Below are 13,669 nucleotides of genomic sequence, written 5' to 3'. Positions count from 1 at the left end.
AGACCCCGTGCCCCAGGCCGCCACATATCTCGATTACAACGCGACGGCGCCCCTGCGCCCGCAGGCGCGTGACGCCATGCATGCGGCCATGGACGTGCTGGCGGGCGGCGGCAACCCGTCCTCGGTCCACCGTGCCGGGCGCATGGCGCACCGGCTGGTCGAGGATGCGCGCCGCGACGTCGCCGCCCTGGCGCTCGCCGTGCCGGATGAGGTGGTGTTCACCTCCGGCGGCACCGAGGCCAACAGCCTCGCGATCCTCGGCACGCTTGCTTCTGGTGCCTGCGACCGGCTCATTGTCGGGGCGACGGAGCACCCAAGCGTGCTCGACACCGCAAAGGCTGCGGGCGTGGACCTGACGATCCTGCCGGTGGATGCCGATGGCGTTGTGAGCCTTGAGGCACTGGATGACACCCTGTCGGCGGACCCGCGCCCGGCGCTGGTCTGCGTCATGGCGTCCAACAACGAGACCGGCACCGTCCAGCCATTGCCGCAGATCATTGAGCGGGTGAGCGAGGCAGGCGGGCGTGTCCATGTGGATGCGATCCAGCACGCGGGCAAGATGGGTCTGTCTCCCCTCATCGGTGCCCACACCATGGCGCTCTCCGCCCACAAGATCGGCGGGCCGCAGGGCACAGGGGCGCTTATCATCCGCGGCAAGGGGCAGGTTGACCCGCTGCTGCGCGGCGGCGGGCAGGAGCTGCGCCGCCGGGCCGGTACTGAGAATGTGATCGGAATTGCCGGGTTCGGAGCCGCTGCAAGGGTTGCAGCCGACGACGTGCCGCGCCATCTGTCGCTAGCGCCGCTGCGGGATGATCTGGAGGCGCGCAGCCTTGCCATTGCGGCAGCCACAGGCCATGCAGCTGCGGTGATCTGCCCTGCCGCCGACAGGTTGCCAAACACCGCCTGCCTTGCATTTCATGGGGTGAAGGCGGAAACCCTGCTGATGGCGCTGGACCTGTCCGGCATCTGCGTCAGTTCTGGCTCCGCCTGCTCCTCCGGCAAGGTGGCCCAGAGCCACGTTCTTGCCGCCATGGGCGTCCGCGACGGCCTTGCCGCCGGCGCGATCCGCGTCTCCATGGGGTGGCACACCGAGGCTGAGGATGTGGACAGGTTTTGTGCGGGCCTAGAGCAGGCCCTGAAGAGAATTCGCCCGAATGAACCGGGTGCGACAGCCACGGGCAGCGATGCGGCCGCCCGGGCGGAACGATAGCCAAGAGGCAAAGAGTAAGATGGCAGCGGTTCAGGAAACAGTGCGCGACGTCGAGAATATCGGCCAGGGCGACAAGTACAAATATGGTTTCTACACGGACATTGAATCCGAGAAGGCTCCCAAGGGCCTGAACGAGGATACGGTCCGTTTCATCTCCGCCAAGAAGGGCGAGCCCGAATGGATGCTGGAATGGCGTCTTGAGGCCTTCCGCCGTTGGCTGGAGATGGAAGAACCCGATTGGGCCAAGGTCAATTACCCGAAGATCGACTATCAGGACGCGTATTACTATTCAGCGCCCAAGAGCCAGGCCGACAAGCCCAAGAGCCTGGACGAAGTCGATCCGGAATTGCTGAAGACCTATGAGAAGCTGGGCATCCCGCTCAACGAGCAGAAGATGCTGGCCGGCGTCGCGGTGGATGCCGTGTTCGACAGCGTGTCTGTCGTCACCACCTTCAAGGAAAAGCTGGCGGAAGCCGGCGTCATCTTCTGCCCCATCTCCGAGGCGCTGCACTCGCACCCGGAGCTGGTGAAGGAATATCTCGGCAGCGTTGTGCCGGTGACGGATAATTACTTCGCAGCCCTCAACGCCGCGGTGTTCTCGGACGGATCGTTCGTCTACATCCCCAAGGGCGTCCGCTGCCCCATGGAGCTGTCGACCTACTTCCGCATCAATGAGCGTGACACGGGCCAGTTCGAGCGCACACTGATCATCGCGGATGAGGGCTCCTATGTGAGCTACCTCGAAGGCTGCACCGCGCCCCAGCGGGATGAGCATCAGCTCCACGCCGCTGTCGTTGAGCTCGTCACCCACAAGGATGCCGAGATCAAATATTCGACAGTGCAGAACTGGTATCCCGGCGATGAGAACGGCAAGGGCGGCATCTTCAATTTCGTCACCAAGCGTGGTGATTGCCGCGGCGACAATTCGAAGATCTCGTGGACCCAGGTCGAGACCGGCTCCGCCATCACCTGGAAATATCCAAGCTGCATCCTGCGCGGCGATAATTCGTCGGGCGAATTCTACTCGATCGCCATTTCCAATGGCGCGCAGCAGGTCGATTCCGGCACTAAGATGATCCATCTGGGCAAAAACACGAAGAGCCGCATCATCTCCAAGGGCATTTCGGCGGGCAAGTCGTCCAATGCCTATCGCGGCCTCGTCAGCGTCTATCCGTCTGCGGAGAATGCGCGCAACTTCACCCAGTGCGACAGCCTGCTGATCGGCGACCGCTGCTCGGCGCATACGGTGCCCTATATCGAAAGCCGCAACCCGTCAGCCGTGCTGGAGCACGAGGCGACTACCTCCAAGCTGTCGGAAGATCAGCTTTTCTACTGCCAGGCCCGCGGCCTGCCGGAGGAGGAAGCCGTGGCGCTGCTCGTCAACGGGTTCTGCCGCGAAGTGCTGCAGCAGCTGCCAATGGAATTCGCCGTCGAAGCGCAGAAGCTCGTCGGCATCTCCCTTGAAGGCAGTGTGGGGTAACGCGATGTCGGAAGAGGTCATCACGCTTTTTCGGCCGGTCGGAAAGAACGAGCTTAAGCTCATCGAGGACATGAACTTTCGTGGCTTTCCCCCTCGTTTGCCGGAGCAGCCGATTTTCTATCCGGTCACCAATGAGGCTTATGCAACTCAGATCGCGCGCGACTGGAACGCAAAGAAGCCCGGTGACCACGGATATGTCACGCGCTTCAAGGTGCGGAAGGCCTATCTCGATGGGTTCGAGAAGCAGGTGGTCGGTGGCCGCATGCACGAAGAATACTGGATTCCGGCGGAAGACCTGCCCGAGTTCAACGACAATATCCTTGAGCCTATCGAAGTCATTGCCGAATTTGCCGGGCCGAGCCAGTAACGGTCAGTACGAGAGAAGACAGAAATGCTTGAGATTAAAGACCTGCATGTGGAAGTCGGCGGCAAGGAGATCCTGAAAGGGATCAACCTCGTGATCCAGCCGGGCGAAGTGCACGCGGTGATGGGCCCCAACGGCTCGGGCAAATCCACCCTGTCCTATGTGCTGGCAGGCCGGCCCGGCTATGAGGTCACCGGCGGGTCCATCCTTTACAAGGGCAAGGATCTGACCAAGCTGGAACCCAATGAGCGGACCGCCGCCGGCGTTTTCCTCGCCTTCCAGTATCCGACCGAAGTGCCGGGCGTCACCACCATGACCTTCCTCAAGACGGCGCTGAATGCTGTGCGCGTGGCACGCGGGGAAGACGAGCTGGACGCCGTCCGCTTCCTCAAGCTGGTGCGCGGCAAGGCCAAGGATCTGAACATTACCGACGACATGCTGAAGCGGCCGCTCAATGTCGGCTTCTCCGGCGGTGAGAAGAAGCGCGCCGAGACCCTGCAGATGGCGCTGCTCGAACCCTCGCTCGCCGTGCTCGATGAAACCGATTCCGGCCTCGACGTGGACGCCATGCGCGTGGTGGCTGAAGGCGTTAACGCCCTGCGCTCGCCGGAGCGCTCCATGCTGGTCATCACCCACTATCAGCGGCTGCTCGACCACATCGTGCCCGACCATGTGCACATTCTGGCCGGTGGCCGCATCGTCAAGTCCGGCCCCAAGGAGCTGGCGCGCGAGGTGGAAGAAACCGGCTATGCCGATATCAAGACGGATGCAGCGTAACCATGGCCCGACCCGCACCAGAGCGTCTGGAGGTTGAAACCGGCTTCGTGACCGGCCATGCCACAGCGCGCGACAGCCTGCCGGGCACAGCCCGGCTGGGCGAGGCGCGTGATGTCGCCATCAAGGCCTTTGCCGAAGACGGCCTGCCCCATCGGCGTGTCGAGGACTATCGCTATTTCGACCTGCGCCAGATGCTGGGCAAGACAGGCCCGCTGGCGCTGGCCCCGCAAACCTCCGCATCCGGACTGGCCGCAGCAGATGACCCTTTCGCCGGTGTGGACCGCATCCGCGTGGTGCTGGTCAATGGCCGCATTGATCGGGATGCGTCCACGCTCGACAGCCTGCCCGAAGGCGTGGAGCTTCTGAGCTTTGCCGACGCCGCAGAGCAGGGCACCCAATGGCTGGATGATGCCCTGGCAGATCAGGACGGCACCCGTGATGCGGTGGCCGCGCTGAACCTGGCCTACGCGTCGGACGGCGTCGCCTTGCGCGTTGCCAAGGGCGTGACCGTCAACCGGCCCATCGAGCTGGCCTGGCGCTCCACCGGTGAGACCAACACCCATTACCATGCCCGCAGCGTGGTCGTGCTGGAGGAGGGCGCGTCTCTCACCCTGCTCGAGACCCGCAGCGATGATACGGCAACGCCCGTCTTCGCGACCCAGTCCATGACGCTCAAGGTGGCGGACAAGGCGCGCCTCACCCACACGGCCATCTATGCCGATGGCGGGCCCGCCGTGCGCGTGGCCAACAAGCGCGTGACGCTGGGCGCCGGCACCACCTACAAGACCCTCGGTCTTGCCATCGGCGAGGGCCGTGCCCGCACCAGCGAGCGCGTGCACTTCAATGGTGAAGAGACGAAGGCCAGCATCAACGGGCTGACCCTGCTCAAGGGCAAGGCTGTGATGGACAACACCCTGTTCGTCGATCACGCCGTGCCCAATTGCAACAGCGAAGAGACCTATCGCTACGTGCTGGACGAAACTGCCCGCGGTGTCTTCCAGGGGTCGATCCTGGTGCGCGAACACGCCCAGAAGATCGACAGCCAGATGCAGGCCCGCGCGCTTCTGATGTCACGCAAGGCCGAGATGGATGCCAAGCCGATGCTTGAGATCTATGCGGATGATGTGCAATGCGCGCACGGCTCGGCCATCGGCGAGCCCGATCAGGACGCGATCTTCTATCTCATGAGCCGCGGCATCGACGAACCCACGGCCCGTGCCCTGCTGATCGCGGGTTTCCTCGATGACGTGGTCGATGGTTTCGACGACGGCGACGTGGCGGCAGCCCTCAAGCACCTGTTGGCCCAGCGCCTCGGCGCGCCGGACCCGGCGGAGGATGCAATCGGGGAGGACGCCTCATGAGCGACGCAGCCATCCTGACCCAGGACGCACACGCAACCTTCGACGTGGAGCGCATCCGCGCCGACTTCCCCATCCTGTCGAGGGAAGTCTATGGCAAGCCGCTGGTCTATCTCGACAATGCGGCGTCTGCGCAGAAGCCCGTGCAGGTGCTCGACGCCATCCGCGACGCCTACGCCCATGACTACGCCAATGTGCATCGCGGTCTGCACTTCCTTGCCAACGCCTCGACGGAAGCGTTTGAAGGCGCGCGCGAAAAGGTGCGTGCCCTGATCAACGCGCCGACCGTTGAAGAAGTGATCTTCACCAAGGGCGGCACAGAGGCGATGAACCTGGTGGCGCAGGGCTATCTCGAGCCGATCATCCAGCCGGGTGACGAGATCATCCTGTCGGTGATGGAACACCATTCCAATATCGTGCCCTGGCATTTCCTGCGCGAGCGCTATGGCGCGGTCCTCAAATGGATCCCGGTGCTGGAAGACGGCGCGCTGGACATGGACGCCTTTGAGGCGGCCCTCGGCCCGAAGACCAAATTCGTGACCCTCACCCACATGTCCAACGTGCTGGGCAGCGTGGTGGATGCCAAGACGATCTGCGACAAGGCGCACGCGGTTGGCGCCAAGGTGCTGATCGATGGCTGCCAGGGCGCCGTTCATCTGGACGTGGATGTCGAGGCCATGGGCTGCGATTTCTACGTCATGACCGGCCACAAGCTCTATGGCCCCACCGGCATCGGAGCGCTCTATGGCCGTGCGGAATTGCTGGCGGAGATGCGGCCCTATCAGGGCGGCGGCGAGATGATCCGCGAAGTTCGCATGGACGAGATCACCTATGGCGACGCGCCCCACAAGTTCGAGGCGGGCACGCCCCCCATCGTGCAGGCCATTGGCCTGGGGGCTGCGATTGATTATGTGAACGGCATCGGCCGCGCCGCCGCGCGGGCACATGAGGAAGACCTCATCACCTATGCCACCCAGCGCGTGCGCGACCTCAACTGGATCACCATCCACGGCACCCAGAAGGGCAAGGGCGCGATCATGTCCTTCTCCATGGAAGGCGCGCATCCCCATGATGTGGCCACCATCGTGGACCGTTCCGGCATCGCCATCCGCGCCGGCCAGCATTGCGCCGAGCCGCTGATGACACACCTCAACGTGCCGGGGACTGCACGCGCCTCATTTGCGATGTACAATACGCGCAGCGACGTGGACGCCTTTATCGCGGCGCTGGAAAAAGCCCGCGAGTTTCTCGGGTAGTGGACGCAAGATGACCGAAGAGATGACAAACGGACCCGCCGACGATCCGGGCGCTGCCGAAGCAGCCGCCCCGGCCGACGCTGTGACCCAGACCTCCGCCATTCCGCAGGCGGAGCTGGATATGCTGACCGATGACCTCATCGGCGCGATCAAGACCGTCTACGACCCGGAGATCCCGGTCGACATCTATGAACTCGGCCTCATCTACAAGATCGACGTGTCCGATGACCGCGACATCGACATCGACATGACCCTGACCGCCCCCGGCTGCCCGGTTGCCGGTGAAATGCCCCAATGGGTCAGCGATGCGGTAAGTTCGGTGGACGGCGTCGGTGACGTGAAGGTGAACCTTGTCTTCGACCCGCCCTGGACGCCGGAGCGCATGTCGGACGAGGCCAAGGTCGCCCTCAATATGTTCTAGGGGCCTTTGGCCGCGCCCTTAACGGAGGTTGAACCCCGCCCGGGTCATCCTCATCTAAGATACTGAACCCTTTAGGAACTTCGCGAGCACACCATGCCAGGAAACGTCATCACGCTGACAGACAAGGCGGCAGACCGGATCAAGGCGATCATCGCCAACTCCGACAATCCGATCCTCGGCGTGCGCCTGGGGCTCGAAAACGCGGGCTGCGCCGGCATGGCCTACAAGCTGGACTATGCCGAGGAAAAGGCGCCGCTGGACGAAGTGGTGACCGACAAGGGCGTCACCATCCTCGTGGACCCGAAGGCCATCCTGTTCCTGCTCGGCACCGAGATGGATTACGAGGAAACCAAGCTGCGCTCGGGCTTCGTGTTCAACAACCCGAATGAGACCGACGCCTGCGGCTGCGGCGAAAGCGTGACCCTGAAGGCCGCCGAAATGCCGGTGACAGAGCAGCCCCCGCGCTAGGCCACTCGATTTTGCGGGCGTAATGCGGCAGGCTCGCCGCCATGCCTGTCTCCGCCGACTACACCGATTTCCTGATTGAGATGCTGGCACCCCTGGGGCCGGTCACGAGCCGCCGCATGTTCGGCGGGGCGGGCCTGTTCGCCGACGGGCTGATGTTCGGCCTCATCGTCGATGATGTGCTCTACTTCAAGGTGGACGGCGAAAACCGCGCAGCTTTCGAGGAGGAGGGCATGGAAATCTTCTCCTATGCCCGCAGCGGCAAACAGGCCTCGCTCTCCTACTGGCGCGTGCCGGAACGCCTGTTCGACGAGCCTGATGAGTTTGTAAACTGGGCGCGTGATGCCATGAGCGTGGCGCTGCGGGCTGATGCCGCAAAGCCGCCGAGCCAGCGCAAGAAACACTCAGCATAGGGGCACACCATGAGCACACCTGCCCATTGCCGGATGATGGCCCGTTACAACCGGCTCGCCAATCAACGCCTCTATGAGGCTTGCGCGGCTTTGAGCGACGAAGAGCGCAAGGCCGACAGGCACGCCTTCTTCCGCTCGATCCATGGGACACTCAACCACATCATGGTCGGCGACCGCGTGTGGATGGCACGCTTTGAGGGCGGCAGCGCGCCGCTTGGCGGATTGGATGCCATTCTCTACGAGGATTTTGATGAGCTGCGGGCGGCGCGGGACGCCGAAGACGCCCGCATCGACGCCTATGCGGCCGCCATCACACAGCCAGAGCTGGACGCCGATTTTGCCAGCGTCAGTTCAGCCGGTGTCCGGTTCGTCGATCCGCTGAACCAGCTCGTGACCCACATGTTCAACCACCAGATCCACCATCGCGGCCAGGTGCACCACATGCTGTCGGACGCGGGCCTCGATCCGCCCAGCCTCGACATGCACCGCATCCTGAACCCGACCCCGGCAGCATAAAGCCGCCGCCCCGTCAGGCGGAGCGGCGGCTTTGCGTCGTGTGCGGAGGAATGCGAAGTGGTTATTCGCCCTTGAACTGGGCAGGGCGCTTTTCAAGAAACGCCTTCACGCCTTCCTTGAAATCTTCCGTGCGGCCCGCTTCACGCTGTAGCCAGCGCTCCTTGTCGAGCTGCTCTTCATAGGTGTTGTCGAAGCTGTCCGCATAGGCTTCGCGGATCAGGCCGAGGGTGCGGGTCGGGCCGGCGGCGAGCTCCGCCGCCAGCGTCTTCGCTTCACCCATCAGCGCATCGTCCTCATAGACGCGGTTGATGAGGCCCCATTCAAGCGCTGTTTCCGCCGGCAACTTCTCGCCCATCAGCGACAGCTCCTTGGCGCGCGCCATGCCCACAAGCCGCGGCAGCAGCCAGGTGGAGCCGCCATCCGGCACCAGGCCGATGCGGCGGAACGCCTGCAGGAAGTAGGACGACTTCGCCGCCAGCACCATGTCGCCCATCAGGGCAAAGCTCATGCCCACGCCTGCCGCCGGGCCGTTCACCGCCGTGATGAACGGCATCTTCAGCTTGCGGATCTTGCGCAGGATCGGGTGGTACTTGGTCTCCAGCGCCTGACCCGCATCCGGCAGCGCGTTGGCCCGCGCCTCACCGGGGCGCTCGCCTGGACGGCCGCCCGCGAGGTTGGCACCGGCGCAGAAGCCGCGGCCTTCACCCGTCATGATGACGCAGCGCACGCCATTGGCCGGCGTGTCGATCCATTCCAGCGCCTCGGCCAGGCCTTCCAGCATGTCCGGCGAAACGGCGTTAAGCGCGGCGGGGTCGTTTAGGCGCAGGGTGGCGACATCGCCATCCATGTCGACCGTGACCTTGTTGAATTCCATTGGGTGTCTCCTCGTTGATCGTGTCGGGTCGTCAGCGGACGAAATTAGGCGCGCGCTTCTGCAGGAACGCGCTGACCCCTTCCGCGAAATTCGGGTGGTTGCCGCGCTTGCGCTGGGTTTCCTTTTCAAGGTCCAGCTGGGCGGCAAGATCATTGTCGAGCGACGCATCAAGCACCGCCTTGATGTCGCCGAAGGCTTCAGTCGGCCCTGAGGCAAGCTTCTCGGCATAGGCCATCGCCTCGTCCATCAGCTTGTCGTCATCGACGCAGGCCCAGATCAGCCCCCAGTCGGCGGCCTGCTCGGCGGACAGCTTGTCGCCGCTCATCGCCAGCGCACGGGTGCGGGCCATGCCGATCAGGCGCGGCATGAAATAGGTGACACCGCAATCCGGCACCAGCGCCAGCTTCGGGCCGAATACCTGAACGAAGCTTGCGGACTTCGCCGCGAACACCACGTCGCCCGCCAGTGCAAGGCCAACGCCGCCGCCCGCAGCGATGCCGTTGACCGCGCACACCACCGGCTTCGGCAGTTCGGCGATCTCGCGCACCATCGGGTTGAAACCGATCTCCATGCCATGCGCCACGCCGTCGCCGACGGTAGACGCATCAGGTGCCTTGAAGCCGGCCGCGAGGTCCGCGCCCGCGCAGAAGCCGCGCCCTGCGCCGGTCAGCAGCACCGCGCCGACCTTGCTGTCATCGCGCGCCATGCGGATGGCGGCGCGGACATCGTCCAGCAGTTGCGGGTTCATGCTGTTGAGCACATCGGGCCGGTTCAGCGTGATGACGGCCACGCCGCTGTCGCGCGTCTCGTAGGTGATGGTATCCATGGAAAGTCGCCTCGCTCGGGAATGCTTTGCGAGCGACAATACCGGCGCCAAGCCCCCCGTCAAACGCTGTGACAGGGCAAAAAGACAGGTGATTTGCGCAAGGCTGCATGCCCGCCGCGGTTGACGTAGGGGCGGGGGCGCATAAAGCGGTGTCGGGGAGACATCCGGCCTGGGACGAGCCAGGAAAGGAAAGGGAAGGGTGAGCGCTGCGGCTAGCTCGCCATCTTGCGCACGTCTTCGGAAATCTCGCTGCGCACCTGATTGCGGCCGTGCCGCTTGGCCGTATAGAGGCAGGCATCCGCGCGCTTGATGAGGTCGCGGATGGTTTCACCCGGCTCGAACAAGGCTGCGCCGAAGGACATGGTGACCGCCCCGAGATTTTCACCGGTGGACTTCTTCACCAGCTCCTTGCTCTCGATCATCCGGCGCACCTGATCGGCAATGCGCACCCCGGCCTCGAGATCGGTAAACGGCAGGATCAGGGCAAACTCTTCACCGCCATAGCGCGCCGGTGTCAGCGGGTCGCGCACATGGTGGCGCATGCACTGGGCCACCAGCTTCAGCACCTGGTCACCGGTCTGGTGGCCATAGGTGTCGTTGAACTTCTTGAAATGGTCGATGTCGCCGAGGATCAGCGTGAACGGGGTTTCGTTGTCTTCGGCTGACTTCATGCAGGCCGCGACCGTGTCGTCGAACTTGCGCCGGTTGGCCAGCCCCGTCAGCTGGTCGGTCATGGCCTCGGTGCGGATCTCTTCCATGTTGCGCCGAAGCTGGGTGACCTCTTCCTTGCTTTCCTCCAGCCGCTGTTCCAGCTGCTTGCTGCGGCCTTCCATGGTGCGGGTGGCGGCCACCAGCGTTTCCATTAGCACGCGCAGTTCCGCCGGCGAGCGTTCCGCGTCCAGCGCGGCGGTCACATTGTTCAGGCTGTCGCCATAGGCACCGGTGTCCTTGGAGGCTGTTTCCAGCATCTGCATGACGCCGGCCAGTTCCTTTTCGAGCCTGCCACCCACATCCAGCATCGCGCTGTCTTTGTCGGCCTGGGTGATGTAGCGCTCGCGCAGGGTGTTGATCTGCCCGGCATCCTTGACCTTGCCGTTCTGGGTAAGAAGGTCCACCTCGCGGCTGAGGTCCGGATTGGTGCCGGACAGGTGGGTGAACCAGAATTCGTAATTGTCGGGCGTGGGCGCGACCCCGTGCGTCTCCATCTCCTTGATGGCCATCTCGGCCACGAGATTGGGATCAGTCATGGTACTCGCATTGCTCACGGCTTCTGCCTCTAAGCTCGCCCGGAACCCGGGTATCTCCCAAATGATCGAGATAGGGGGCCGGTATGCCAGCCTGCCGCAACGTCGCTCTCAATCCCTGCATGACCGGTGTAGCCCGCAGGCGCTTAAGGCAGAGTTAAACGCCGTACTACTTTTCCGCGAACCCAGCGCGAAAAATCGCGCAATGCTGCGAAAAATCAATCCGCCTCGCGTGGACGTGAAGGGATGGCTATACTGCTGGTCACATTAAGATTTGAGCAGGCCGCGATGGGCGCGGTCCTGCATAAAAAGATCAACCCGGCCGCCGGTTTACGGACCAACAGGTCCCCAAGCGGACCCATGCCGGCAACAGCGAGGAGAACATCATGAGCGTTGTGGAAACGTCCCCCGAAGCCACGAACGCCGACGCCATTTCCGATGGCATCCGCGCCATTCTCGACAAGCAGAAAAAGGCGCATATCGACGAGGGCCCGGCCAGCGTCAAGCGCCGCAAGGACTGGATCGACCGCTCGATCGCCCTTTTGGTCGACAACAAGGATGAAATCGTCGAAGCGCTGATGTCGGATTTCGGCAACCGCGCCCCGGTCGCGTCGCTGATGACAGACGTCATGGGCTCCGTCGGCCCCCTCGAGCACGCCAAGAAGAACATGGAAAAGTGGATGCGCCCGGAAAAGCGCAAGCTGCAATTCCCCCTCGGCCTGCTCGGTGCCAAGGCGCATGTGGAATACCAGCCGCTCGGCACCATCGGCATCATCAGCCCGTGGAACTTCCCGTTCAACCTCACCTTTGCACCGCTTGCAGGCGTCTTCGCCGCCGGCAACCGCGCCATGATCAAGCCGTCGGAATTCACCCCGGCCTGCTCCGAGCTCATGGCCAAGATGTTCCGCGCAGCCTATGACGAGACCGAAGTGGCCGTGGTCACCGGCGGCCCCGCCGTGGGTGAAGCCTTCTCCAAGCAGCCCTTCGATCACCTGCTGTTCACCGGGGCCGGGTCCATCGCCAAGCATGTGATGCGCGCGGCATCGGAAAATCTGGTGCCCGTGACGCTCGAACTCGGCGGCAAGTCTCCGGTGATCGTCAGCCGCTCCGCCGACATGGAGGATGTCGCCGCCCGCGTGATGACCGGCAAGACCCTCAATGCGGGTCAGATCTGCCTGGCACCCGATTATGTGATGGTGCCGGAAGAAAAGGCCGACGACTTCGTGGCCGGTGCCCAGAAGGCGGTGACCAAGATGTTCCCGACCATGAAGGACAACCCGGACTACACCTCCATCATCAACGACCGCCACTATGACCGCATCACCGGCTATATCGAGGATGCCAAGGCCAAGGGCGCCGAGATCGTGGAGATTAATCCGGCCAATGAGGACTTCTCCCAGCAGCCCTACAACAAGATCCCGCCGACCATCATCAAGAACCCGACCGAGGACATGAAGGTCCTGCAGGACGAGATCTTCGGCCCGGTGCTGCCGATGAAGACCTACAAGGATGTGTCCGAGACCCTGGACTACGTGAACGCAAACGACCGTCCGCTCGGCCTCTATTATTTCGGCCAGGACGATGCCGAGGAACGCCGGGTGCTGGACCACACCACCTCCGGCGGTGTCACGGTCAATGACGTGATCATGCATGTGTCGATGGAAGACCTACCCTTCGGTGGCGTCGGCCCGTCCGGCATGGGCTCCTATCACGGCATCGACGGCTTCCGCACCTTCAGCCACGCCAAGGCGGTCTACCACCAGGCCAAGGCCCAGATGGTGGCAGAGATGTTCCGTCCGCCCTACGACGCCAAGAAGCGCAAGCGCGTGCTGTCGATGATCAAGAAGTAGGCGGCGCCAGTCGCAACGCGATAGAAGGGCGGCACCTGCGTGCCGCCCTTTTTTGTTTGAGGCGATGATGGATATAAGGCTCGAAACCGACCGGCTGATCCTGCGGCGGTACCGTGAGGATGACTTTGACGTCTATGCCGCCATGCAGGGTGACCCGGAGGTGGCGCGCTTCCTCGGTGGCGTCAGGGACCTGGCCGGCGCGCGTGAGCACTTTGACAAGGCGCAGGCGCACTGGCGCAGCAAGGGGTACGGCAAGTTTGCCGTCGAGGAGAAGGTGAGCGGCCTCATGGTCGGCCGCGTTGGCCCGACCCTCCATGGCGATGAGCCGGAAATCGAACTCGGCTGGACCATGGCGCGCGCCGCATGGGGCAGGGGCTATGCGACCGAAGCGGCCCGCCTTTGCGCCGCATGGATGTTCAGGGCACTTGGCCTCAACGAGGTCGTGTCGTTTATCGACCCGGCCAACACGGCCTCGATCCGCGTGGCTGAGAAGCTGGGCCAGATCCATACCCGCGACATGCTCTATGACGGTGAGCCGCTTCGCGTGTATGCCGTTTCCCGGTCCGACTTTATCGGTGTGTAAAAAAGAGCCGCCATCCCCCGAACATCGTTCGG

Annotated in this window: 15 protein-coding genes; 12 read left to right on the top strand and 3 right to left on the bottom strand. The window is 63.5% G+C overall.

What is annotated here, in order from left to right; genetic code table 11:
- Positions 1-7 precede the first annotated feature (7 nt).
- The 10 genes from HG718_RS07985 (at position 8) to HG718_RS07940 (ending at position 8,260) form a co-directional block, all read left to right on the top strand.
- Positions 8-1,210: a cysteine desulfurase family protein gene (locus HG718_RS07985; RefSeq protein WP_160587519.1), complete on the top strand. Its 1,203-nt coding sequence runs from the start codon at positions 8-10 to the stop codon at positions 1,208-1,210.
- Positions 1,211-1,229: 19 nt separating this feature from the next.
- On the top strand, positions 1,230-2,690 hold the full coding sequence (sufB, locus tag HG718_RS07980; protein WP_160587520.1) for a Fe-S cluster assembly protein SufB: 1,461 nt from the start codon (positions 1,230-1,232) through the stop codon (positions 2,688-2,690).
- A 4-nt stretch (positions 2,691-2,694) separates the two neighbouring features.
- Positions 2,695-3,057 carry a hypothetical protein gene (locus HG718_RS07975; protein ID WP_027843712.1) on the top strand — a complete coding sequence of 121 codons (363 nt, stop codon included), beginning with the start codon at positions 2,695-2,697 and terminating at the stop codon, positions 3,055-3,057.
- Between the two features lie 24 nt (positions 3,058-3,081).
- A complete protein-coding gene (sufC, locus tag HG718_RS07970; protein ID WP_160587521.1) occupies positions 3,082-3,831 on the top strand; it encodes a Fe-S cluster assembly ATPase SufC in 750 nt (249 codons plus the stop codon).
- Between the two features lie 2 nt (positions 3,832-3,833).
- Positions 3,834-5,192: a Fe-S cluster assembly protein SufD gene (gene sufD, locus HG718_RS07965; protein WP_160587522.1), complete on the top strand. Its 1,359-nt coding sequence runs from the start codon at positions 3,834-3,836 to the stop codon at positions 5,190-5,192.
- A complete protein-coding gene (locus tag HG718_RS07960; RefSeq protein ID WP_160587523.1) occupies positions 5,189-6,445 on the top strand; it encodes a cysteine desulfurase in 1,257 nt (418 codons plus the stop codon). The genes sufD and HG718_RS07960 overlap by 4 nt, the downstream gene beginning before the upstream one ends.
- Positions 6,446-6,467: 22 nt before the next feature.
- On the top strand, positions 6,468-6,866 hold the full coding sequence (locus HG718_RS07955) for an SUF system Fe-S cluster assembly protein (RefSeq protein ID WP_036265705.1): 399 nt from the start codon (positions 6,468-6,470) through the stop codon (positions 6,864-6,866).
- A 93-nt stretch (positions 6,867-6,959) separates the two neighbouring features.
- Positions 6,960-7,334: a HesB/IscA family protein gene (locus HG718_RS07950; protein ID WP_160587524.1), complete on the top strand. Its 375-nt coding sequence runs from the start codon at positions 6,960-6,962 to the stop codon at positions 7,332-7,334.
- Positions 7,335-7,375: 41 nt separating this feature from the next.
- On the top strand, positions 7,376-7,744 hold the full coding sequence (locus HG718_RS07945; RefSeq protein WP_160587525.1) for a TfoX/Sxy family protein: 369 nt from the start codon (positions 7,376-7,378) through the stop codon (positions 7,742-7,744).
- 9 nt (positions 7,745-7,753) lie between these two features.
- Positions 7,754-8,260, top strand: a complete 507-nt coding sequence (locus tag HG718_RS07940) for a DinB family protein (RefSeq protein WP_160587526.1) — start codon at positions 7,754-7,756, stop codon at positions 8,258-8,260.
- 61 nt (positions 8,261-8,321) lie between these two features.
- Here the strand turns inward: HG718_RS07940 and HG718_RS07935 are convergent, their stop codons facing one another.
- From HG718_RS07935 to HG718_RS07925, 3 genes are all read right to left on the bottom strand, one after another.
- Positions 8,322-9,134, bottom strand: a complete 813-nt coding sequence (locus HG718_RS07935) for an enoyl-CoA hydratase/isomerase (RefSeq protein ID WP_027843718.1) — start codon at positions 9,132-9,134, stop codon at positions 8,322-8,324.
- 31 nt (positions 9,135-9,165) lie between these two features.
- Positions 9,166-9,960, bottom strand: coding sequence for an enoyl-CoA hydratase-related protein (locus HG718_RS07930; RefSeq protein ID WP_027843719.1), 795 nt, complete (start codon positions 9,958-9,960; stop codon positions 9,166-9,168).
- 212 nt (positions 9,961-10,172) lie between these two features.
- Positions 10,173-11,207, bottom strand: a complete 1,035-nt coding sequence (locus HG718_RS07925) for a GGDEF domain-containing protein (RefSeq protein ID WP_160587527.1) — start codon at positions 11,205-11,207, stop codon at positions 10,173-10,175.
- Positions 11,208-11,590: 383 nt separating this feature from the next.
- Between HG718_RS07925 and HG718_RS07920 the strand changes: the two genes are divergently transcribed.
- Positions 11,591-13,054 carry a coniferyl aldehyde dehydrogenase gene (locus HG718_RS07920; RefSeq protein WP_036265696.1) on the top strand — a complete coding sequence of 488 codons (1,464 nt, stop codon included), beginning with the start codon at positions 11,591-11,593 and terminating at the stop codon, positions 13,052-13,054.
- A gap of 67 nt (positions 13,055-13,121) precedes the next feature.
- Positions 13,122-13,637: a GNAT family N-acetyltransferase gene (locus tag HG718_RS07915; RefSeq protein ID WP_160587528.1), complete on the top strand. Its 516-nt coding sequence runs from the start codon at positions 13,122-13,124 to the stop codon at positions 13,635-13,637.
- Positions 13,638-13,669: the final 32 nt, after the last annotated feature.

Source organism: Pyruvatibacter mobilis, assembly GCF_012848855.1.
Classification (GTDB): Bacteria; Pseudomonadota; Alphaproteobacteria; order CGMCC-115125; family CGMCC-115125; genus Pyruvatibacter; species Pyruvatibacter mobilis.
Note: the sequence above shows the minus strand (reverse complement) of the source record. Positions and strands in the feature narration are given on the sequence as shown.

Bases quoted from the DNA above. Each gene is read 5' to 3' on its own strand.
- HG718_RS07915 (WP_160587528.1), top strand. From the start codon at position 13,122: ATGGATATAAGGCTCGAAACCGACCGGCTGATCCTGCGGCGGTACCGT.
- HG718_RS07960 (WP_160587523.1), top strand. From the start codon at position 5,189: ATGAGCGACGCAGCCATCCTGACCCAGGACGCACACGCAACCTTCGAC.
- HG718_RS07975 (WP_027843712.1), top strand. From the start codon at position 2,695: ATGTCGGAAGAGGTCATCACGCTTTTTCGGCCGGTCGGAAAGAACGAG.
- HG718_RS07930 (WP_027843719.1), bottom strand. From the start codon at position 9,960: ATGGATACCATCACCTACGAGACGCGCGACAGCGGCGTGGCCGTCATC.
- sufB (WP_160587520.1), top strand. From the start codon at position 1,230: ATGGCAGCGGTTCAGGAAACAGTGCGCGACGTCGAGAATATCGGCCAG.
- HG718_RS07925 (WP_160587527.1), bottom strand. From the start codon at position 11,207: ATGACTGATCCCAATCTCGTGGCCGAGATGGCCATCAAGGAGATGGAG.
- HG718_RS07955 (WP_036265705.1), top strand. From the start codon at position 6,468: ATGACAAACGGACCCGCCGACGATCCGGGCGCTGCCGAAGCAGCCGCC.
- sufD (WP_160587522.1), top strand. From the start codon at position 3,834: ATGGCCCGACCCGCACCAGAGCGTCTGGAGGTTGAAACCGGCTTCGTG.
- HG718_RS07950 (WP_160587524.1), top strand. From the start codon at position 6,960: ATGCCAGGAAACGTCATCACGCTGACAGACAAGGCGGCAGACCGGATC.
- HG718_RS07945 (WP_160587525.1), top strand. From the start codon at position 7,376: ATGCCTGTCTCCGCCGACTACACCGATTTCCTGATTGAGATGCTGGCA.
- HG718_RS07935 (WP_027843718.1), bottom strand. From the start codon at position 9,134: ATGGAATTCAACAAGGTCACGGTCGACATGGATGGCGATGTCGCCACC.
- sufC (WP_160587521.1), top strand. From the start codon at position 3,082: ATGCTTGAGATTAAAGACCTGCATGTGGAAGTCGGCGGCAAGGAGATC.
- HG718_RS07920 (WP_036265696.1), top strand. From the start codon at position 11,591: ATGAGCGTTGTGGAAACGTCCCCCGAAGCCACGAACGCCGACGCCATT.
- HG718_RS07940 (WP_160587526.1), top strand. From the start codon at position 7,754: ATGAGCACACCTGCCCATTGCCGGATGATGGCCCGTTACAACCGGCTC.